The organism is Haloarcula quadrata (genome assembly GCF_003634715.1).
Classification (GTDB): Archaea; Halobacteriota; Halobacteria; order Halobacteriales; family Haloarculaceae; genus Haloarcula; species Haloarcula marismortui.
The window spans coordinates 1885785-1908398 of sequence record NZ_RBWW01000001.1 but is presented as its reverse complement, the minus strand read 5'-3'; the positions used below and the strand labels follow the sequence as shown (position 1 = coordinate 1908398).

The 22614-nt window shown below is 62.4% G+C and carries 18 protein-coding genes; 15 read left to right on the top strand and 3 right to left on the bottom strand.

From position 1 onward, the window contains the following. Positions 1-79: 79 nt before the first annotated feature. The 7 genes from glmS (at position 80) to BDK61_RS09740 (ending at position 5373) form a co-directional block, all read left to right on the top strand. Complete coding sequence (glmS, locus tag BDK61_RS09765; protein ID WP_004961186.1) at positions 80-526, top strand: methylaspartate mutase subunit S; 447 nt, start codon at positions 80-82, stop codon at positions 524-526. 137 nt (positions 527-663) lie between these two features. After that, the gene (locus tag BDK61_RS23365; RefSeq protein WP_004961188.1) at positions 664-825 is read left to right on the top strand and encodes a hypothetical protein; all 162 of its coding nucleotides are present in this window, start codon (positions 664-666) and stop codon (positions 823-825) included. Positions 826-933: 108 nt separating this feature from the next. Next, positions 934-1512 carry an NADPH-dependent FMN reductase gene (locus tag BDK61_RS09760; protein WP_004961190.1) on the top strand — a complete coding sequence of 193 codons (579 nt, stop codon included), beginning with the start codon at positions 934-936 and terminating at the stop codon, positions 1510-1512. A gap of 152 nt (positions 1513-1664) precedes the next feature. Then, positions 1665-2297: a YIP1 family protein gene (locus BDK61_RS09755; RefSeq protein ID WP_007190316.1), complete on the top strand. Its 633-nt coding sequence runs from the start codon at positions 1665-1667 to the stop codon at positions 2295-2297. Between the two features lie 26 nt (positions 2298-2323). Then, positions 2324-2587: a hypothetical protein gene (locus BDK61_RS09750; RefSeq protein WP_004961193.1), complete on the top strand. Its 264-nt coding sequence runs from the start codon at positions 2324-2326 to the stop codon at positions 2585-2587. A gap of 64 nt (positions 2588-2651) precedes the next feature. Then, entirely contained in the window at positions 2652-4844 is a 2193-nt protein-coding gene (locus BDK61_RS09745) for a DHH family phosphoesterase (RefSeq protein WP_121303125.1), read from the top strand. A gap of 40 nt (positions 4845-4884) precedes the next feature. Next, positions 4885-5373 (top strand): cupin domain-containing protein, encoded by a 489-nt coding sequence (locus tag BDK61_RS09740; protein WP_121303124.1) that lies wholly within the window; start codon positions 4885-4887, stop codon positions 5371-5373. A 1-nt stretch (position 5374) separates the two neighbouring features. On the opposite strand, the gene BDK61_RS09735 is transcribed toward BDK61_RS09740, so the two are convergent. Together BDK61_RS09735 and BDK61_RS24175 are read right to left on the bottom strand one after the other, a co-directional pair. Continuing rightward, positions 5375-7267: a methyl-accepting chemotaxis protein gene (locus BDK61_RS09735; protein WP_121303123.1), complete on the bottom strand. Its 1893-nt coding sequence runs from the start codon at positions 7265-7267 to the stop codon at positions 5375-5377. A gap of 363 nt (positions 7268-7630) precedes the next feature. Then, positions 7631-7765, bottom strand: coding sequence for a hypothetical protein (locus BDK61_RS24175; protein ID WP_279629712.1), 135 nt, complete (start codon positions 7763-7765; stop codon positions 7631-7633). A 107-nt stretch (positions 7766-7872) separates the two neighbouring features. Between BDK61_RS24175 and BDK61_RS09730 the strand changes: the two genes are divergently transcribed. The 8 genes from BDK61_RS09730 to BDK61_RS09695 all read left to right on the top strand — a co-directional run bounded on the left by BDK61_RS09730 (position 7873) and on the right by BDK61_RS09695 (position 21781). Beyond that, positions 7873-9528 carry a tRNA uridine(34) 5-carboxymethylaminomethyl modification radical SAM/GNAT enzyme Elp3 gene (locus tag BDK61_RS09730; RefSeq protein ID WP_121303122.1) on the top strand — a complete coding sequence of 552 codons (1656 nt, stop codon included), beginning with the start codon at positions 7873-7875 and terminating at the stop codon, positions 9526-9528. Positions 9529-9874: 346 nt separating this feature from the next. Beyond that, positions 9875-13924 carry a CARDB domain-containing protein gene (locus BDK61_RS09725; RefSeq protein WP_121303121.1) on the top strand — a complete coding sequence of 1350 codons (4050 nt, stop codon included), beginning with the start codon at positions 9875-9877 and terminating at the stop codon, positions 13922-13924. 267 nt (positions 13925-14191) lie between these two features. Continuing rightward, a complete protein-coding gene (locus BDK61_RS09720) occupies positions 14192-15226 on the top strand; it encodes an NAD(P)/FAD-dependent oxidoreductase (RefSeq protein WP_121303120.1) in 1035 nt (344 codons plus the stop codon). 36 nt (positions 15227-15262) lie between these two features. Next, the gene (gene rqcH / locus BDK61_RS09715) at positions 15263-17416 is read left to right on the top strand and encodes a ribosome rescue protein RqcH (RefSeq protein ID WP_011223348.1); all 2154 of its coding nucleotides are present in this window, start codon (positions 15263-15265) and stop codon (positions 17414-17416) included. Positions 17417-17461: 45 nt separating this feature from the next. Continuing rightward, positions 17462-18493 (top strand): AIR synthase family protein, encoded by a 1032-nt coding sequence (locus BDK61_RS09710; RefSeq protein ID WP_121303119.1) that lies wholly within the window; start codon positions 17462-17464, stop codon positions 18491-18493. Between the two features lie 156 nt (positions 18494-18649). Further along, positions 18650-19351, top strand: a complete 702-nt coding sequence (locus BDK61_RS09705; RefSeq protein ID WP_121303118.1) for a DUF4013 domain-containing protein — start codon at positions 18650-18652, stop codon at positions 19349-19351. Between the two features lie 85 nt (positions 19352-19436). Then, positions 19437-20504: an mRNA surveillance protein pelota gene (locus BDK61_RS09700; RefSeq protein ID WP_058995733.1), complete on the top strand. Its 1068-nt coding sequence runs from the start codon at positions 19437-19439 to the stop codon at positions 20502-20504. A 119-nt stretch (positions 20505-20623) separates the two neighbouring features. Further along, positions 20624-21781: a sensor histidine kinase gene (locus BDK61_RS09695; protein ID WP_121303117.1), complete on the top strand. Its 1158-nt coding sequence runs from the start codon at positions 20624-20626 to the stop codon at positions 21779-21781. Here BDK61_RS09695 and BDK61_RS09690 read toward each other — a convergent pair. Then, positions 21778-22530 (bottom strand): MBL fold metallo-hydrolase, encoded by a 753-nt coding sequence (locus tag BDK61_RS09690; RefSeq protein ID WP_121303116.1) that lies wholly within the window; start codon positions 22528-22530, stop codon positions 21778-21780. The genes BDK61_RS09695 and BDK61_RS09690 overlap by 4 nt on opposite strands. Positions 22531-22614: the final 84 nt, after the last annotated feature.

Below are 22614 nucleotides of genomic sequence, written 5' to 3'. Positions count from 1 at the left end.
CTTGGTGTGTGAATCTCTCTCACTATCTATAATGGTTTATCATTAGGTTTATGTAGGTGACACCCATTGATGCTCTTGTATGAGGACAGTCATCCTCGGTGTCATCGGCTCCGACGCGCACGTCGTTGGGATTACCATTCTGGAACGAGCGTTCGAAGCGGCAGGGTTCAACGTAGTCAACCTCGGTGTCCAGTCGTCCCAGTCGGAGTTCATCGACGCCGCGGATGAACACGACGCCGAAGCGATACTCGTTTCGTCGCTGTACGGCCACGCCGAGCAGGACTGCCAGGGATTCCAGCAACAAATTAACGAGGCAGGACTCGACGTGACGACGTACATCGGCGGCAACCTCGCCGTCGGGCAGGACTCCTTCGAGGAGACGCGGGAGACGTTCAAAGCGCTCGGCTTCGACCGGGTCTTCAATTCGGAGACCGACCCGGAGGAAGCCATCGAGGCACTGAAAGCCGACCTCGGCCACCGCTCCCGTGAGGAGGCCTCGTCCGAGAAGGTCCAGCTCGGCTCCTGAACCACGGACGCCTTTTTTAGCCGCTCACGCCAGCAAACCATACGTAATCCGGAACACTCTCAGCTACTGCTGCCGGTCGATCACGAACAGCCCGGGATGCTTTACGACCAGAGTGAGTATGGTATACGATGTCGCATATGACTGCTGAGCTGAGTGACGGTACCGAAATCAAGAATATTCACGACGTGGTCGAAGGGTCGAACGGTGTCCACCTGAAGAAGGAGGTCGGCGGTGGCGGGCTCGAACGGGTCGCGTACATCCCGTATCCGAACCTCCTCTACGTGTACCACGACAACTGAACGTCGGCCAGAGCGACCTTCGTAATCGTGGTAATCCGGCAGCAGAACCGAGACTAGCGACGCACCTAGTCCCCCACCAATATATCGGCCCCACTGCATAGGTCTGCCATGTCCGAACCACGCGTCGTCGGCGTCGTCGGCAGTCTCAGGGAGCAGAGTTACACCAGAGTCGGCATCGAGCGCGCACTCGCTGCCGCCGAAGAGACGGGAGCGACGACGGAACTGCTCGACCTCCAGGAGTTCGACCTGCCGGTGTTCGACGCCGACCACCGCGAGGCCGGTGACGCCGTCGCGTTCGCTGACAGCATCCACGCGGCTGATTCAGTTTTGCTGGGGACGCCGGTGTATCACGGGTCCTATTCCGGCGTGTTGAAGAACGCACTCGACTACTGCGGGTTCGACGAGTTCGAACACAAGACCGTGGGGTTACTGGCGGTCGCTGGCGGGGGCTTTCCCATCACCGCACTCGAACACCTGCGCTCGGTCTGTCGGGCGCTGAACTGCTGGGTCATCCCACATCAGGCTGCAGTTCCGAACGCGCGCAACCATATCGCCGATGGCCAGATAGTTGACGCCGACATCGAGGAACGCGTGGTGACCCTCGGCGAGGAAGCGGTCCAGTACGCGAACATCGAGCCGGACCCGGCGTGTTTCGAGAGTGCGGAGAACGTCGGAGCGGACGATTAACCGCGAAGACCGCTGTGCGTGTCGGCGCCGTGAGCGGCCGGTTCGAGGGAGCGGACGATTAGCCGCGAAGACCGCCGTGGGTGTCTGAGCTGTGAGCGGCCGCTGACCGAGAGAAGGAAACGGTCAAACCGACCCACGTCTTATTGACGGTCGTGACTCAGTGGGTCGAGAATCCGACCGGTGGCCGGGACCGGGGGCCAACCGCGCTGGTTCGCGCGTGGGTCGAGATACTACGGCGTCCGCGGCGCTTTTTCCGCACCGGCGTCGCGCCGGGCGACCAGGCTCCGGGGCTGGTGTTTGCGGCGACGGTTGTCCTCTTCGAGGAGGTGAGCCGCTATGCCGTCGTCAATCTGGCCGAGCGGGGGCTACTTTCGACAGGGCCGTTCGATTACCCCGCTATCGGCGGGTTCTCGCCCGGCGTTGCGGTACTGGCGCTGTTTGCTATCCTCGTGTTCGTCACGCCGGCAACGGTACATCTGACGGCGGCGTTGCAGACGCTGCTGTTGCTCCCCGTCGCGTCGGACCGCGGCGGCGTCAGTGAGACCGTGCAGGTGATGTGCTACGCGATGGCCCCCTGTCTGCTGGCGGGTCTGCCGAGCGCAGAGGTCCGGGTGCTCGTCACCGCCTGGGGCGCAGGGCTGTACCTGATCGGGACCGCTGTCGTCCACAACGTCAGGCTCCCGGTGGCTGCAATCGTCGGGGCCATCCCCGCCGCGATTATTTTCGGCTACGGCTTCCGTGGCTTCCAGGCCCTCTCGGTGCTGGCCGCTAACTACGGGTTTTAGGGTCCGGCGGCGTGCGTTTCCGCACGATGCTCAGTATTGATATCGACCAGTTCATGCTGGAACTCAAGGATGGAGCGTTCAAGAGCGTCGGCCCCTCGAACAAGGAAGCGACGATCAAGATGTACGACGTGGACGGCGTCGACGTTCGCGAATACGGCGACAAGCGCGTGAAAATTGCCTTCGAAGACGAACAGGGAAGCGAAATCGAGGTCGCCCTGTTCCCGGAACAGGCGAAAGCCGTCGCTTCAGGGCTAGAGCTACTTGAAGAGGAAAGCGAGATGTTCGAATAGAGATCCCGTTTGGCTCGTCCGGAATTCGACAACCGTTTTAGGCCCGACATGCTTGCACCGTGTAATGGGTTCGTGTATCATCTGCGGCAAATCTGTCGAAGGACGCATCTGTGACCTCCACGAGGAGGACGCCCTGTTCGAGTTCCGTGGCTCGCGTGCCGACCAGCTATCGGTCGACCGCTACTACCGCGGCAGTGTTGACGGCTTCGCCGAGTTCGGCGTGTTCGTCGACATCGGCGACAGCGTAACGGGGCTGCTCCACCGGAGCGAACTGGACCAGCGGCTCGATTCCCTCGACTGGGACTCGGGCGACACCGTCTACGTCCAGGTCAAGAACGTACGGGACAACGGCAACGTCGACCTCGGCTGGTCGATCCGCCAGTCCGAACGCGAGTTCCGCGGCGTCCTCGTAGACGACCCGGAAATCGGCCATTCCGTCCTGCTTGAGAACGAAGACGACGAAGACGACGAGGTGGACGAGGAAGCAGCGCCTGAATCGACAGCCGACGAGTCAACAAGCCAGAGTGACGACGAGTCGAGTGCGGACGACGACTCCGGCGCAAGCCAGCCTGACTCCGAGAGTGCCACAAGCGCCGGTGCTGTCAGCCGAGCCAGCGACGATGACCGCGTCGAGGGCACTGCGTCCGTTGGCGGCAACGACAGTGGGTCGAACACCGCCGTCATGACCGAGTCTGACGAGGAAGCCGACGCAGAGAACGAGGCAAGCCAGTCAGACGAGACGACGACCGATGAACCGGTCGCCGCGGCTATCGGCGACCTTGACGACCACGTCGGTGCGGACGTTCGGCTGGAAGGCGAAGTCGTCGGCATCCGACAGACCTCCGGGCCGACAGTGTTCGAACTGCAGGACGAGACCGGCACTGTCGATTGCGCGGCCTTCGTCGAAGCGGGTGTCCGCGCTTACCCCGAAGTCGAAGAAGACGACTACATTCGACTGTCGGGCGACGTCCGTGAGCGACGTGGCGAACTGCAGGTCGAGACCGAGGACCTCGACGTGCTCGAAGCAGAAGAGCGCGAAGAAGTCGAACAGCGACTCGCCGACGCGCTCGATGATGAGGCCCGACCCGACACGGCCGACCCGCTCGCCGAAGACACGGCGGTCGCGGCCCTCTCCGATGAACTGGTCGAGGCGGCGACCCAGATCCGGAAAGCAGTGCTGACCGACCGACCGGTCATCGTCCGCCACGCTAACACCGCGGACGGCTACCTCGCCGGCAGCGCGCTCGAACGGGCGGCGCTCCCGCTCGTCACCGAGCAGCACCGCCGCGCCGACGCGAAGTACCACTACTTCGACCGGCGACCTATCGAGGGCGGCGTCTACGACATGGACGACGCAACGAAAGACACGACGACGATGCTCGACAACCGAGAGCGCCACGAGGAGAAGCTCCCGCTGTTCGTCTTCGTCGCCGCCGGCGGCACGCGCGAGAGCCTCGACGGCTTCGACCTGCTGAACGTCTACGGCGCGCCGAGCGTCGTCATCGACGACATCGACGTTGACGGCGCAGTCGTCGACACCGTCGACGCCGTCGTCTCGCCCTCGGCTGACGCCGTTTCCGAGACCACCTCGACGGCGCTCGCGGCCAACGTCGCCGCACACGTCAACGAGGACGTTCGCGACGACCTGCAACACCTCCCGGCCGTGAGCTTCTGGGAGGATATCCCCGAGCCGTACGTCGACGCCGCCAGCGAGGCCGGCTACGACGAGACTGCGGTGTCGGAACTCCGCGAAGCTGTCGCCCTCGAAGCCCACTACCAGTCCTACGAGGACAAGCGCGAACTCATCACCGACCTCGTGTTCGGCGACGACGAGGAAGACGTGGGCGGCCTGGCCGGCCACATCGCCGAGCAGTTCCGCGAGAAGGTTGACGAAGAGGTGTCCACCGCTCGAGCCAACCTTGACCACCGGACTGTTGACGGCGTTGACATCGCCGTGCTCGACACGGACGCCTTTACCCACCAGTACGAGTTCCCGCCGGAGTCGCTCCTGCTCGACGAACTCCACCGGGATGTCCGCGACGAGAGTGACGCCGTGCTCGGCATCTCGACGGACACGATGTACGTCCGTGCCAACGGTGATCTGGACCTGCACGAGCTAGTCAACGAGGTCAGCGAGCGAGTTCCCGAAGGCGGCGTCGCGACACGGAGCGTCCGCGAGGGGACCATCCGCTATCTGGCTGGCGAGCGCCCGGCCGTCCTCGACGCCACGCTCGACGTGCTGGCCGACGAACTGTAACGCAACAGACTTTTTATCCCTGCCGGCAGTCTGACCGGGCATGAGCGACGGCCCCGTCAACGAAGCCGACCTCGACTGGACCGACCACGAACACGGCGACCGGACGTTCAAGCGCAAGCAGATCGGTGACGCCGCCGGAGGCGAAAAACTCGGTGCGAGCCTCTACGCCGTCCCGCCGGGCAAGCGGCTCTGGGTGCGCCACTACCACGAGGGCAACGAGGAAGCAATATTCGTCCGTGGCGGAACGGGAACGCTCCGGCTCGGCCCCGAGGCCGACGAGCACGCGCTGGAACCGGGCGATTACGTGGCGCTCCCGGCTGGCGAAGAGAGCGCGCATGAAATCGAAGCCGGTGAGTCTGAACTCCGACTGCTAATGGTTTCGACGATGGAAGAACCGGATATCACTGTCTACCCCGACCGGGAGATGGTCGGGCTGTACGCCGGGTCGCCCCCGGGCGGCGAGAAAGCAGACCGGACGCTGTCGACGTATCTCGATATAACCGGTGAAAAGGAATACTGGGACGAGTGAGCTACCGGCTGCCGACCTCGAACTCCGACAGCATCGTCTGGAGCCGCTCCGATTGGTCGGCGAGTGATTCGATGCTGGCACTGACCTGTGACATGGACGCGGCCTGTTCCTGCGCGGTCGCGGAGGCGGTTTCGGTTTCCGCAGCGGTCGCCTCACTGATGTCCACGGCTTCCTCGACCATCGCCACCGTTTCCTCGGTCGTGGCGGCCTGGTCATCGGTCGTGTCGCTGATCTCCTGAATACCGTTGTCGGTCGCCTCGGCGTTTTCAGCCACTTGCGTGAACGTGTCGACGACAGCTTCCACGGCTTCGGTACTCTCTTGCATGTCCTCCTTGGCTCCCCGTGCCTCCGTGACCGTGGTTTCGGTCTGCGCCTGGGTCTCCGCGATGAGCTGTTCGATTTCGCTTGCCGAGGTTTGCGTCTCCTCAGCTAGCTGTTTGACCTCGTCCGCAACGACGGCGAACCCGTCGCCGCCAGATCCGTTCCCGGCCCGGGCTGCCTCGATGTTGGCGTTCAGGGCCAGCATGTTCGTCTGTTCGGCGATGTCGCCGATGAGTTCGACGATGTCACCGATCTCGGCCATCTTCTCGTCCAATCGCTCCACGTTTTCAACGGTCGAGTCGATTGCCGTCTGGACCTCACGGGAGCCCGCTATCGCTTCCTGTGCCGTCTCCTGGCCCGCGTCTGCAATCTCAGCCGTCTCGCGGGACCGCTCCGCGACGGTTTCGGCGGACGCGGCGACTTCTTCGACGGTCGCCGACAGATCGGTCATCTCGCCGGAGACGGTTTCGAGCATCTCCCGTTGTTCGTCCGCCCCGCTGGCGATGCCCTGAATCGACTCGCTCATGTCCTCGCTGGCTCCGGTCGCCTCGTTCGCACCGGCCGTGACCTGGTCGCTCGTCGTTGCAACCTCTTCCGAAAACGTCTGTATCTCCTCCATCGCCGACTCCGTCTCCGTCATCATCTTGTTGAACGACTCTGCGATCTGTGCCATCGCTTCGTTGTCGGCCACGTCGGGGTCGACGCGAACCGTCAGGTCACCGTCAGCGGCAGCCGCCATCGCCTCGCTGAATCTGCTGGCTGTCTCCTGGAGTTCCGTGTTTTGCTGCTCGGCGGCCTGCATTTTTGCCTCCGCCTTCTCGCGGGCCTCCTTTGCCTCTGCGCGTTTCCGCTCTATCTCCTCTTGTTTGGCCTGAAGGTCGTCAATCTCCGAGGCGCGTTGTTCGGCTTGTTCGAAACGCTCCTGTGACTTCTCGCGTGATCGCTCGGTTGACACCCAGTTGTTCACGAGGCCGACACACAGCATCAGGACGAACCCACCGTGGATGAGCCCCCACACCCACGGGTTGTTAATCGCAGCCGTATGATTGTAGACGCGGCTTGGGTCAATTGTTCCGAAGTAGCCGTGGGTGAGAACCACGTATGCCAGTCCCCACAAGAACGGGACCCAGTCTTCGTACACAGCAACCATTGCCATCCCGACAAAGAAATGAAAATGGGCTTCGATATAGCCGCCGGATAATTGAACGAGGGCCAGTGACGACACAAACACCGCCGTGACTGAGAGGATTGTCCTGACACGCCGCCTGAAGCGAGCGATGAGGCTCCCAGCTGACAGGGCGAACACAACCCCACAGAGTAACAGTACCCGTGGCAGCGCGGTAGCAGGGATTTGCGCTTCAGCTATCGGAGTAGACCCGGTGTAGATGCCAAGCCCGAACAGAAACGGGATATGCAGCAATGTCACGAGCACCACACTCCGGTGTCGGTTGCGCCACTGCTTGTCCGGGATTGTCGACCCGTCCGGGATATAGGATACGAAGCTTTCTAGCCGCTCGACTGGGCCTGGATTGCGATCTGTTTGCTGCCCAATGTCTCCCGTTGGCTGTGCCATATGCACACATGGTATGGATACCGCAAATTAACCTTTTCGCGCAGATTATCATTCCCTGAATTGCCGAATCGGCATGGTGCATATATACTAAAACGGCTTGTTGCTGCGCCTGAGACCGGGGCTGTCTGCCGTTTACCCTCACAGACCGGAGGAGGGTTCAGGTTACTCGCAACCCACAGATCTCCGATAGTGGTTTCAGCCCACTATCACCGTGTCCGTGCACTCATACGCCACGCTCACCCGTAGAGTACTCGGTCCAGCAGTATCAACTGAAATAACATGGATAGCTCTCTGCGGTCAAGAGCTGATGATCTGGAAGCTGTTTCAACTGCTCACTCGCTGCCGGCCGCTACTCTGGACCCGCTACGTACCACTTCCTGAGACGGATCTGGCTGCCTTCTTCACACCGTAGTATGCCCACTCAGCGCTGTAACAGAACACGCAGCCGCGGAAGGTCGGCCGGTCGAGGCTCTTGGTGTCGTCCGTTTCACCGCTCATACTTCGATATGGGGTGACAAGATAATGAACCCCACGGCTATCCCCGTCGCTGACGATACCCGAGCGACACGCTTATTCGGCCGAGACGCCGATTTCGCACAACGCCGATGAGCACGGAGACGCCGGACCCAGACGAGACAGAGACCTTCCAGCAGGTGTGTGCGGAGCTGGTCGACCGGATTCTCGCAGGTGAGGTCGAGCGCGACGACGTCGAATCAGCCAAGATCGATGTCTGCCGCGAGTACTCCGCGCCGAAAGTGCCGAAAAACTCCGAACTGCTCGATTACGCGCCACAGGAGCACCGCGAGGTGCTGGAGGAGGTTCTCCAGCGCAAGCCGGTTCGGACCGCCTCGGGTGTGTCCCCCATCGCTATCATGACCTCGCCAGAGCGGTGCCCCCATGGGAAGTGCCTGTACTGTCCCGGCGGCCCCGACTCGGAGTTCTCCTCCGCCCAGTCCTACACCGGTCACGAACCCGCGGCCGCACGCGGCGAACAGAACGACTACGACCCGTACGGGCAGGTCACCCTCCGGCTCAACCAACTTCGGGAGATCGGCCATCCCGTGGATAAGGCCGAACTCATCGTGATGGGCGGGACGATGACTGCCCGGAGCCACGACTATCAGGAGTGGTTCGTCAAGCGAGCCCTCGAAGCGATGAATGACTTCGATGTGGACGGAGAGCCGACGCCCGCAGAGGACGTGAGCTTCGCCGAAGACGACTACGAGTTCCGCTATCTGGAGGACGTTATCGCTGAGAACGAGACCGCCGATGTCCGCAACGTCGCCACGACGTTCGAGACGAAGCCCGACTGGTGTGACCCCGAGCAGATCGACCGGATGCTCGACCTCGGCGCGACGAAAGTCGAAGTCGGCGTCCAGACGACCTTCGAGCGTATCAACCGCGAGATGCACCGCGGCCACGGCGTCCAGGCCTCTATCGACGCCAACCGCCGCCTGCGCGATTCGGGGTTCAAGGTCGGCTTCCACATGATGCCGGGCCAGCCCGGGATGTCCAAGGAGATGTGTCTGGAGGACTTCCGACGTATCTTCGAGCAGACCGACTGGCGGCCGGACTACCTCAAAATATACCCGACGCTAATCGTCGAGGGGACCGTCACCTACGATTGGTGGCGCAAAGACGAGTTCGACCCGCTGGACAACGACGAGGCCGCCGAGTTAGTCGCCGAAATCAAGGATATGATTCCCCGCTACACCCGACTTCAGCGCGTCCAGCGGGACATCCCGGCTGACTTCATCGAAGGCGGGGTCTGGAAGTCGAACCTCCGGCAACTCGCTTGGAAGCGGATGGAAGAACACGACTGGACGTGTGACTGCATCCGCTGCCGGGAGGCCGGACATAGCGACGACGCCGCCGAGAATATCGAACTCAACGTGATGACCTACGAGGCCTGTGGCGGCACGGAACACTTCATCTCTTTCGAGGACTTCGACAACGACGTACTCGTCGGCTTCTGTCGGCTTCGGTTCCCCAACGACCCGGTCCGCCGGGAGCTACAGGACGCCGCGATTGTGCGCGAACTCCACGTCTACGGCAACGCCGTCGGCGTCGGGCAGGAAGGTGACGATGAGGACCACCAGCACAAAGGCTACGGAAAGAAACTGCTGGAGAAAGCGGAGGCACTGGCCCGGGACGCCGGCTTCCCGAAACTGGCCGTCATTTCCGGCATCGGTGTCCGGCAGTACTACCGGGAGAAACTGGGGTACAAGCAGGACGGCCCGTACGTGAGCAAGCGCCTCTGATAGCGTTCCGACCTGACTTTCCCATCGCTACCGTGTAACCGTACGGCTTGTGAGTGGCCCATAGCTACAGAACTGCGATGTTGTGTGTCCGCTCAGCGTGCGGTGCCGCCACCGCGCCACGGGTGCTGGGCGACGATTGAAAGGACAGACGTCATTTGAGGTACTATATGTATACCGACGTGACAGCCGTATTGCCGGAGTGGTGTGACTAGCCCATTACCTGTAATGTCTGGCTGCATCCCTTATTAGACTAGAACTGGCAGTAGCGGACGGCGGGCGCGATAATAGGACCTTACTTGGCGATTCGTTCCCGCTAACTAATTACCATACTGTCATCGGCCAACCCATGGGTAAGATTACGGGCCTGTGGCTATCAGCGATGACGCTACTGGCTGTGGTTGCGGTGTTGACGGCCCCGATGTTTGGGCCGGGCGTTGCGGCTGCGTCTAATCACGAGACAGGGACATCTGAAGGACCGGACGTCAAGATACAGGATGTCGGACTGATAGACACACAAGCTAATACGGGCCAGAAGAACACGCCGGAACTCGACCTGTGGGTCACGTTCGAGAACACAGGCGACATGGAAGGGAAAGAAACGATTACCGTCGATATCGGCGGGCGGGAAGTGACGGTCATCGGCCCCGACGAAGCGACGGTTGCGCCGGATAAGTCGAGAAACGTGACCACGACGTACGTGCTGGAGACCAGTGACGGCGGCTATATCGAAAACGGGGAACACGAGGTGACTGTCAACGGTGAGTCCGCTGGTACGCTGGTCGTCGACGAACCGAATATTACCGTCACATCTCACGCATGGAATACGACGACAGTCAGCGAGGGCGGTGCCGTCGAACTGGCCGTCACCGCGGAGAATACCGGAGCCGTTTCCGGACAGCGGGATATCTTCACCTACGTAGACGGGAAGTCCGTCGACGCAGTGTCTTTCAACCTCGAACCGGGCGAATCAGGGACGGAAAAATACGCATACACGTTTGATAATCCGGGTGAGTACAGCTTCGGCACCAGCAACCAAACCCGGACTATTGCCGTCGGCGATCCGGCCAACTTGGAAGTCTCCGATCGGGAACTAAGCCAGTCGGCTATTAACGAGGGCGACAGTGTCAATATTACAGCGACGGTGGAAAACACAGGCGACCGGCAAGGGAGCTACGCGGTTCCGTTCGTCATTGACGGCAAGACCGAGGTGAGGGAAAATGTGACACTCTCCGGCGGTGAAAAAACACAAGTGTCATATATTCGTTCATTCAACAACGTCGGAACTTACACTGTCGGTATCGCGGACAAACAAGTAGGAGAAGTCGAAGTGGCCCCGCCACCGGTCATTGAACTGCAGGAGGCTGAATTAATCGATACACGAATTGACTCGGGACAGATGATAACGCCGACGCCTAGGCTGTCCATAGTATTCGAAAACACGGGCGGATCAACAGGCACGGTTCCAGTAGATATCGAAGTCGGTGGGCAAAAAGTGGGGATTATCAGCTCATCAGAGGTGACTGTCAAGCCTGGCAATAAAAAAAGAGTGAACGCAAGCTACAGACTGGAGACTAATGATGGTGGCTATGTCAATGACGGTGAACACGAAGTCACCGTCAATGGGGAACCTGCTGGCACACTAATCGTCGGCCGTTCAAATATTACTGTCACAGACACCTCTGTAAATACAACGACGATAACTGAGGGCGGAGCTGCTGCACTCAACATCACTGCGGAGAATACAGGTGTCGTTTCGGGAAGCAAGCCTGTCCGTATTTTCCTTGGTGAGGACAGGGTTAGCACTGTCGAGATCGCTCTTGAACCAGACGAGAGGGGCACGGCGACGTACGTGCATACTTTCAATGAGGCTGGTGAGTTTACTTTTGAGATTCGCGGCGAGACTCAGGCAGTCACAGTCGAGCAGCCAGCGACGTTCGAGGTCTCTGATAGGGCCCTGAACATGACGAGTGTGAGCGAGGGCAAGAGCGTTGCGGTGACCGCAACAGTCACGAACACCGGCGACCAGGCAGGCACCTACGAGGTCCCGCTTACGGTCGCTGACGAGCGGGCGGACGCTACGGAACTGCGATTAGGCCCCGGCGAATCGACGACCGTCTCGTTTACCGAACCGTTCACCGCCGTGGGAACGTACGCTATCGACCTCGACGGCGAGCGGGTCGGGACGGTCCGTGTGTCCGAGTCGGCGACGTTCGAAACCACCACTGTCGACCTGAACCGAACGGATGTCGTCACCGGAGCGCCGATAGCAGTCGCCGCGACTGTTCGGAACGAGGGTGACCAGACCGGAACGACCGAGGTGCGGTTACAGGAGGACGGTACCACGATAGATACGCAGTCGGTGACACTCGACGGCGGCGAGGAAACGACCGTCACGTTCGTCCAGTCGTTCAGCGATGCGGGGACACGAGCTATCGCCGTCGACAACCAGTTCGGAGCCCGTGTGACAGTGACTGACCCGGCGACGTTCGAGATCAGCAACGCGGTGGTCAGTAGTGAGTCTGTGACTCAGGGAGGCGCTGTCGAACTTAGCGCGACCGTAACGAACACCGGTGGACAGGCGGGGAACGTCACGGGGAACTTCTCAGTGGCGAGTTCCGTTGTGGAGAGCCGAGAAGTGACCTTGGATAGCGGTGAGGCGAGAGAAATCACGCACGAACACGTCTTCAACAGCAGTGGGAACTACGTAGTCGATATCAATGGTGAGCGGGCTGGCACGGTCACGGTCAAGGAGCCGGCGGCGTTCGACACGGCTGCTGTCGCACTGAACCGGACGAGCGCTCGAACAGGCGAGCCCGTTGAGGTGACTGCCACGGTCGTTAACAACGGTGACGAGACGGGGACCTCCCCGGTTCGACTGCAGGCCAACGACGACATCGTGGACACGACGAACGTCTCGCTTTCGGGCGGTCAGCAGACCAACGTCACGTTCGTCTACGTCTTCGAGAGTGGCGGTGAGTACGACGTGGCGGTCAACAGTGACTCCGGCGGAAACATTTCAGTGACCCAACCCGCGACGTTCGAGGTTCGCGACGTAAAACTGAGCAATCAGTCCGTCGAGACCGGCGAGTCAGTAGATGTGACAGCGACTGTCGCAAATGTCGGTACAGAGAGTGGAAACTACACCGCGGCGCTCACAGAGAGCAATCAGACGCTTAAGTCCAAAACCATCGGTCCGATTGCCGGCGGTGAGACGGCAACTGTCTCTTTCAGTATCTCCTTTGAAAATGAGAGCAACCGGTCGCTCGCTATTGGTAGCGCCACCACCGAAACGCTCGCTGTGGAAGCTGAAAGCAATAGTGACGACGGTGGTGGAGGCGGCGGTGGCGGCGGAGGCGGTGGTGGCGGCGGATTCAATTTCAATGACGAGTCCGACGAGACCGACAACGGCGGCGGTGCAGAGGCTCCTGCTATCTCGCTGTCGCAAATCGATAACGGCGTCACTGTTCAGGTGACCGCCGACGCTGCGAACTCGACGGTCTCCCAGTCGCTGAACCGCTCCGGGCCGTCCGAGACCGCGCCGGCCTTTACCCTCTCTGCACTCTCGCTCAACGTAACCAACGAAAGTGATGGGTTCAACGCGACACTGCTCGGCCCACACGCTACGCCGAACGACATGGCCGCGGTTCAGGAAGACGGTGTGCGCGGATACGTGACCGTCACTTCCGGCGCAAATGCGTCTGCCATCAGCCGGGCGACGTACACCCTGCGGCTCAACGAATCGGCGCTTCCGGCCAATGGGTCGATGGACGCCGTCAGAGTGTTCCAGTACCACAACGGGTCCTGGAGGCAGCTACCCAGTACTGTTAACGCGACGAACAAGTCCATTCGGGCGACGGCGTCCAATCTATCAACCATCGCTGTCGTTTCCCCGGCCGCTAATGCGTCCACTCCGATGACAGCCGACTCTTCGGATACGAATATGTCGACGTCGACGCCCGCAGAACTCACCGTTGCTGATGCGTCGCTGATGGCTGACTGGGTTCGGGCCGGTTTCAACACGTCGGCGCGAGCGACAGTCGAGAACCCGACCGACGAAACCGCCGAACAGACGCTGACGGTCACTGTTGACGGCGACCCGGTTGCTTCCCGGACCGTCCGGCTTAACGCCGGCGAACAAACGACTGTGACAATAGAGTTCGAGGCTGTCGACGGCGCAGTCGCGGTCAACGGCGTCAGTGCCGGTGACCTGCGTGTTGGCTCGGATACCGCCCAGAGCACAGGCGGGTCCGCGACTGACGAGACTGGTGAAAGCGGTGGTGGCGCAGAGCCAGCCGCGGAAACGGCCGCAGCGTCCGGCCCGGGATTCACCGTCCAGCTAGCCGCACTCGTGCTGGCGCTGGTCGCCGGTCTTGCTCGCGTCTATCGTCGGGTGTAGAGCGCATACAGGCGGCAGACTTTCCGGGCTCGCTCACAGTCGAAAACCCATCTGTTTCGGTCACTGACGGTGCTGGCTGGGCAACGACTGCAGCACAGGGTCCGGCTTCTCGCTCCCACAGGTGGGCGTCGGTGTCACGATACTCACTGTCATCGGCTGGGCGTGTTGGGGCCTTCGACGCAAGCAGAGCCGCTGAATCGGACCGCTGGCTGGCGGTCCGAACTGGTTGTGTGGTGGATTTTTACTCGTACCGTCCGACGGGCAAGTATGGCTCGTAATCTCGCAGTCGTTGGTGCCGGTGGTGCCGGTGCGGCAGCAGCGTACGCGCTCCGCGACGCGGACGTCGACGTAACAGTGTTCGAGAAGAGCCGCGGCGTCTGCGGGCGCGCTGCGACCCGGCGGCACGGCGACTGTACGTACGAGTACGGGGCGAACTATCTCAAGGCCGACGACGGCCGCGTGACGGAACTGGTCACAGAGACCCTCCCGACTGAGGGACTCGTCGATATCGAGGAACCGGTGTACGCGTTCGACAGGACCGGCGACATCGGCACCGGTCGGGATGCTGACGAACACAAATGGACGTACGAGGCAGGCATTACACAGGTCGCAAAGCGGCTGTTCAATGAGGCTGACGCCGACGTAGAGAACGGCGTGCGGGTTGAGCGTCTGGAGCGACAGCGCGACGGCTGGCGGCTTGAGGACGATGAGGGGGCGGACCTTGGACACTTCGACGCCGCGTTGCTAACACCGCCGGCTCCCCAGACGGCTGACTTGCTGGGACAGTCGCGGTGGGACCACGACGACTGTCGGGACCTTCGGCAAGAGATCGCTTCGGTGCCCTATCGAACGGTCATCTCCGGCGTGTTGCACTATCCCTTCGAACTCGACGTGCCGTGGTACGCCGCGGTCAACAGCGACAAAGAGCACGATATTGGCTGGGTCGGCCGCGAAGAGTGCAAGGACGGCCACGTCCCCGACGGCGAGTCCCTGCTGCTGGTCCAGATGAACGAACCGTGGTCGATTGCGAACTACGACGAACACCCCGACACGCTCATCGACGACATCGCGTCGCGGACGGCCCGATTGCTGGACGACGACCGGCTGGCCGACCCCGACTGGACCGACCACCAGCACTGGCGGTACTCCCAGCCCGAGGGCGAAGTCGACCACGATCTGCTGTCGTGTGCGGCCGAGCACGACCTGCACTTCGCTGGCGACTGGGTGGCCGGCGAGGGGCGACTCCACGCGGCGTTACGGAACGGACTGGAGACGGGCGAGGCAATCGCCGACAGCGGGTAACGGAACGCCTTTGGGTGCCCGCCGACAGCCACCGACATGGACCACAAGCGGGAACTGACGAGCGTCGACCTCGCCGCTCTTGAGGGCGAACTCGCCGGCTACGAGGGCGCGAAGCTCGACAAGGCGTACCTCTACCCCGAGGACGACCTCGTCAGACTGAAGCTCCGGGACTTCGACCGCGGCCGCGTCGAGTTCCTCATCGAAGTCGGTGATGTCAAGCGCGCCCACGTTGCCGACCAGAGCCACGTCCCCGACGCGCCGGGTCGGCCGCCGGATTTCGCGATGATGCTCCGGAACCGGCTGTCGGGCGCTGACCTCGTCCGCGTCGAACAGTTCGAGTTCGACCGCATCATCGAACTGGAGTTCGACCGCGAGGACGCGTCGACGACTATCGTCGCGGAGCTGTTCGGCGACGGGAACGTCGCCGTGCTGGACGAATACGGCGAGGTCATCGACTGTCTTGAAACGGTCAGGCTCAAATCCCGAACCGTCGCACCCGGGACGCCCTACGAATTCCCGTCGGCGCGGTTCAACCCGATGACTGTCGATTACGACGGGTTCGTCGCTCGCATCAAGGAATCCGACGCTGACCTCGTGCGGACGCTGGCGACGCAACTGAACTTCGGCGGCCTCTACGGCGAGGAACTGTGTACCCGCGCCGGCATCGACTACAACGTCGCCGTCGACGACCTCGATGAGTCCGATTTCGAGCGGCTGTACGAACTCATCGACGAGATGGGGACGCGCCTGCGTGAGGGAGATGTCGACCCGCGGGTGTACTACGAAACGCTCGACGACGGTGACGGTGCAGGCAACGGGGAATCCGGCGATGACCCAGACCGCCGGCGCATCGACGTGACGCCGATTCCGCTGGCGGAGTACGAAGAACTCTACAGCGAATCTTTCACGGAGTTCAACCCCGCGCTGGACGACTACTTCTTCAATTTCCAGCGGGAGGAGGAAGTCGAGGGCGGCGAGACACAGCGCCCGGACTTCGAGGCCGAGATAGAGAAACAGCAGCGCATCATCCAGCAACAGGAGCAGGCTATCGAGGACTTCGAAGCCGACGCCGAGGTCGAACGGGAGAAGGCCGAGCTGCTGTACGCCAACTACGACCTCGTTGACGACGTGCTCTCGACGGTGCAGGCCGCCCGCCAGGACGACGTGTCCTGGGACGACATCGAGGCGAAGTTTGACGAGGGGGCCGACCGCGGCATCGCGGCCGCCGAAGCAGTTGTCTCGCTTGATGGGAGCGAGGGGACGGTGACCCTCGACATCGACGGGACGCGGGTCACAGTGGACGCCTTCACCGGCGTCGAGAAGAACGCCGACGAACTGTACAAGGAGGCCAAACGCATCGAGGAGAAGAAGGAGGGCGCGCTCGCTGCCATCGAGAACACCCGCGAGGACCTCGAAGCGGTCAAAGAGCGGCGCGAGGAGTGGGAGGCCGACGACGGCGAGGACGAAGCCGATAACGACGAGGCCGAGGACGAACCGACGGACTGGCTCTCGATGCAGTCCATTCCGACCCGGTCGACCGAGCGCTGGTACGAGCAGTTCCGCTGGTTCCACACCTCGGACGGCTTCCTCGTCATCGGCGGTCGTGACGCCGACGACAACGAAGAACTCGTCCAGAAGTATCTGGAGGGCGGTGACAAGTTCTTCCACGCGCAGGCTCATGGCGGCCCGGTCACGGTGCTCAAGGCCACCGGCCCCAGCGAGCCATCCAAGGAGGTTGAGTTCCCGCAGTCGTCACTGGACCAGGCCGCCCAGTTCGCGGTCTCGTACTCCTCGGTCTGGAAAGACGGGAAGTTCGCCGGCGACGTGTACATGGTCGACCCCGACCAGGTGTCGAAAACGCCGGAAAGCGGCGAGTATCTGGAGAAGGGCGGCTTCGCCGTCCGCGGCGACCGGACGTACTTCGAGGGCACGCCGGCCGGCGTCGCCGTCGGTATCACCTGCGACGACGAGACGCGGGTCATCGGTGGCCCGCCGGCGGCTATCGAGGGACAGGCCGCGACGAGCATCACCGTTGAACCGGGCCAGTACGCCCAGAACGATATCGCCAAGCGCCTCTACCGCGAGTTCAAGGAGCGGTTCGCCGACGAGACGTTCGTCCGCAAGGTCGCCAGCCCGGACCAGATACAGGAGTTCCTGCCGCCCGGCGGCAGTCGGATGACTGAGGATTGACAATGCGGGGGCAGAGAGAACACCGCGCTGGGGGTGACTGACCGGATGAGCGACCTCGGGAAAATCGACCGCGACCTGTTCGATACCGTCATTTACCCGGAACTGGGCGCGGACCGAGAAGACGTGACGCTGGGGCCGACGCACGGCATTGACTTCGGCGTCATCGACGTGGGCGGTGACGCTCTCGTCACAGCCACCGACCCGCTGTCGGTGCTCCCCGATCTGGGGTTCGAACGGGCTGGTCGGTTTGCACTCGATGTGGTACTTGCCGACGTTGCCGTTTCCGGCATCCCGCCGTCGCATCTCTCAGTGACGTTCACGCTCCCGCCCGAGATGACAGACGACGAACTGGCGGCGATGTGGCACGGCTTCGCCGAACGGGCCGAAGAAGTCGGCGTGAGCGTCGTCACCGGCCACACCGCCCGGTATTCGGGCGTCGACTATTCATGGGTCGGTGGCGCAACGGTGCTTGGCGTCGGGCCCCACGAGGACATCGTCCGCCCGGACGGCGCGCGGCCGGGCGACAAACTGGTCGTCGGGACCGGTCCCGGTGCGGAAGTCACGGGCCTGTTCGCGACCCTCTTCCCGACGCAGATCGGGCTGTCGCCCGACCGAACCGCCACTGCACAGGAACGTCTGGCCGACACCGCACTCGTCGAGGACGCCATGGCTGCGACGAACGCTGGAAACGTGATGGCGATGCACGACGCCACCGAGGGCGGCATCACTGGTGCGCTCATCGAGATGGCCGACGGTGCGGGCGTCCGATTCGACGTGGACAGCGATGCGATGCCGCTTGCTGACGGTGTCGGCGCGCTCTGTGACGCGCTCGACATCGACCCCTGGCACGTCAGCAGTTGCGGGACGCTTCTGGCTGCCGTCGACCCCGCAGATGCCGACGATGTTGTCGGTGCGCTCCGCGACCGCGGGACCCCGGCCGCCGTCGTCGGCGAAGTGACCGACGGTGAGGGGCTGTACGTCGACGGCGCCCGGCAGTCCCACCCTGGAGCGGACTCCTCGTGGGAGGCGTTCGCCAGCTTACAGGCGGCCGCCGACGGCACCCCTGACCAGCAGTGAGACGCTGAGAATTGCCCGACTGCCGGCTACAACTGCCAGCACGGCGCACGTACTGCTATATATACCTGTACGTTGTATTATAAATTGATGTGACACCTTGTCGAGACTGACGTGGCAGCGACCACGCCAGCCAGGCCGATGTCACGGAGTACCACCATGTTCCAAGAAGCACTATCGTATCCGCGAGACAGCGACAGCGCAGTGAAAACCATCGCCATCGGGGGCGTGTTGCTGTTCCTGAGTTTCCTCGTCGTGCCGGTGTTCTTCGTCCTCGGCTATATCGCCCGGACACTCCGAGCGGTGCTGGACGATGAGGCCGAACCGCCGGTGTTCGACGACTGGGGCGACCTGGGTATGGACGGCCTGAAGGTGTTCGCTATCGGATTCGCCTACTCACTCGTCCCGGCGGCCATCGCCCTTACGGCGGTGTTCGCAAGCGGTGCGACGCTAGGTCTGGGCGGCAACGGGGCCGGAAGCGGACTGGCTGTCGGCCTCATTGCCCTCGTCGCGACGCTCGCGGTGACCGTACTTTCGCTCGCCATCGCGTACGTGCTCCCGGCCGCAATCGTCGCGTACGTTCGCACGGACAGCATCGCGGCGGCGTTCGCACCGGACGAACTTCGCCGGCTCGCGTTCAGCCGGACCTACGCCACTGGCTGGCTGGTCGCGTTCGGTATCAGCCTGATCGCCGGCGTCCTCATCGGCGTCCTGAACGCTGTCGTCATCGGCGCGGTGCTGGCCCCCTTCGTGACGTTCTACGCGAACGTGGCGGGGACCTACGCCATCGGAACGGCCGTGCGGGATATGCCCGCCACTGACGCAGGCGATAAGACGCCCGCGACAGGCTCGGTTGCCTGATCGGCACAGTACGCCGATTCAGTGTCTCACCGTTCCGGCGAATCGAATGGCAGAACACTTGTGTCCCTGAAGCGGACGCTTCAGTATGCAAATACAGAGTCAGGAGACCACCGCGGAAGGGGCAGAACGCATCGAGGTGGTCCCCGAGACGCTTGACGACCTCTGGCACCTCTCGTATGTCATTGAGCCGGGGGACCTCGTCTCTGGCGACACGACGCGGCGCATCCAGCGCAACGATGACAACCTCCGGGACAAAGGCGGCGAGCGCGAGCCGATGTGGATTCAGATCGAGGTCACCGACGTGGAGTTCGCGAAGTTCGCCAACCGCCTCCGTGTCGGCGGCGAAATTGTCGATTGCTCCCGCGAGGACCAGCTGGGCTTTCACCACACGCTCAACGTCGAGGAACACACCGAACTCACCGTCGAGAAGCACCTCAAGCCCGATCAGGCCGACCGTCTGGAAGAGGCCGTCGAGGCGACGGAGAACCCCGACGTGGCGATTGCGACCGTAGAGGAAGGAGAGGCTCACGTCCACACTGTCGCCCAGTACGGCACCGAGGAGCGAGCGACGATCACCTCGACGACCGGGAAAGGGGAGTACGCCCGTCCACGGAAGGAACTGTTCGACGAGCTGGCGTCAGTCCTCAAACGGCAGGACGTGGACGCCTACATCCTTGCGGGTCCCGGCTTCACCAAACAGGACGCGCTGGACCACTTTCAGGACGAGATTCCCGATATCGCCGAACAGATTACTGTCGTCGACACGTCCGCCGTCGGCGACCGCGGTGTCCACGAAGTACTCAAACGCGGCGCTGTCGAGGACGTCCAGCAGCAGACCCGCATCGCTGAGGAGGCGGACTACATCGACGAACTGATGGAGCGCATCGGCTCAGGCTCGGAGGTGGCCTACGGCCCGGAAGAAGTCGCCAAGGCGGCCGACTACGGCGCTATTGAGACGCTGCTCGTGCTGGACGAACGACTCCGGTTGGAGCGGGCCGGCGAGGGCGACTGGGATATCGATGTCGACCAGATCATCGAAACGACAGAACAGAAAGGCGGCGACGTAACCGTCTTCTCCGCGGAGTTTGCGCCTGGACAGCAACTCTCGAATCTGGGCGGTGTCGCGGCGCTACTGCGTTACCGCCTCGATTGAGGCCGCGTACCCACGATACGTGTCTACCGTCTTTCATTCCGCCGGTGAGTCCCCCGAAACCGTTTTTTGCCCCGCTCCCCATTGGTACGTAGTTCCAATGTCTGCGAGGAGTGGGTGATATGTCGTTCGAAGAACAACAGGACTTTGCCAGACAGGTCGCCGACCTGAACAAATACGGCCAGGCACTCAACCGCTGCGAGTCCGTCGATGAAGTCGTCTCGCTCACGCTCGAAGCGATGTCGCTGCTGTTCGAGTTCTCGTACTCTACGTTCGTCGAGGTTCGCGACGACGAGCTCCGCGTCGTCCACAGTACGAACCCGAATCTCGTGCAGGGCGAGCCACCGAGTGACTTGGCTCGACGGGCGCAGGAGGCCGGCGAAACGCTGGTCGAACAGGGCGCTGATGCCGCTGTCACGGCCGACTCGGATGTGACGGGTGCGCTGGCTGTCCCGTCCCGGATGGGCGATGAGGTGACTGCGGTGTTGGTCACTCGGTCACAGACCGTCGAGGAGTTCGGAGACGAATACGTCAGACCGATGGAAATTCTTGCCACCCACGCCGCGACGGCCATCTCCAATATCCGCTCTCGTGAACGGCTAGAGCGGGCTCATCGGGATCTGGAACGGCGAAAGGAGATGATTGAGATGTACGACCGACTGCTCCGCCACGACCTGGGTAACGACCTGCAGGTCATTGCCGGGTTCGCCGATGTCGTCGCTGGACAGGTCGACGGCCAGACCGAGGAGTACGCCGGCAAGATCCAGCGCGCAGCCGAGAGCGCCGCCGACCTCATCCAGCGCGTCGGCGACCTCGTCTCGACGCTGGAAGCTCAGGACAACCCGGAGCCACAGGACCTCGAATCGGTCCTCGGGGACACGGTGCGTGATGTCAGAGACAACTACGGGTCACTGACTGTCGATTTTGCGCAGTCAGACTTCGAGTATCAGGTGTACGGCGGTGACCTGCTCGACTCGGTGTTCACGAACATCATGTCCAACGCGGCGGTCCACAACGAGGGCGATGTCCACATGCGAGTGTATCCGGCGGAAGTCAGCCCCGACGAAGTTACGGTCTGTTTCGCCGACGACGGGGACGGTGTCTCGCCGGACTTGCGCGAGGATATTTTCCAGATGGGTGTGAAGGGCCAGGAGAGTTCGGGGACCGGCTTCGGCCTCGGGTTCGTTCGGGCACTGACTGAATCCTACGGCGGCAGCGTCAGCGTGGGCGAAAGCGACGCTGGCGGGGCCGAGTTCCGCGTCACGCTCGAACGCATCTAGCTAACTGTTATCGTCAGGCTGTCCTCGGCAAACTGCACGTCGCCATCGTAGCTGTCCGCTATCGACTCAAGCATCTCCTCGTGTCGTCCCTCCGTGTGTGGATACAGGTGGGTGAGATACACGCGCCCGACCTCGGCGTCGGCATCGCGGAGCGTCGCTCCGAGTGTTGTCGGCGTCGGGTGGTTGGACACGTCCACGTCGTCCGGGAACGAGCAGTCGTGAACGAGCACGGCCGACCCGTCGGCGAACTCGATGAGGTCCGTGAACGCCTCGGAGTCAGCACCGAGCGTTATTGCCGGCCCGTCACCGACGGAAAGCCGGTAGGCAAAACACTGCATCGAGTGGCGCGTCTCGCAGGTGTCGCCACTGAACCCAGCCAGTTCGAAGGGGCCGCCATCGAGGTCCCTGAGTGTCAGGTCCAGTCGGTCCTGCATGTAGTCGTGTGTTTCGAGCAGGTCCCGAACCAGATCGCTCGTCCCCGGCGGGCCAGCTATCGTGAGGTCCGTCTCACCGGCCAGCCAGCGAGCTTTCATCAGCACGTCGAGGTCGGAAACGTGGTCCAGATGGTGGTGAGTCAGCAAGACAGTGTCGACGCCTTCGTACCCCGTGTCGGTCTGTGCCAGCGAGTGCAACACGCCGCTACCACAGTCGACGAGCAGCCGGTTCCCGTCGCGCTCCAGCAGATAGCCGGACTGCATTCGAGAGCCGGTGGGCATGGCGCTGCCGGTGCCGAGAAACGTGAGACGCATACCGGACGACAGCGAGCGAACGGACAAAGGGTTGGTGTCTGGGGGAACACGTTGTCAGGGGAACCACCAGGGAGCGTCAGCGGA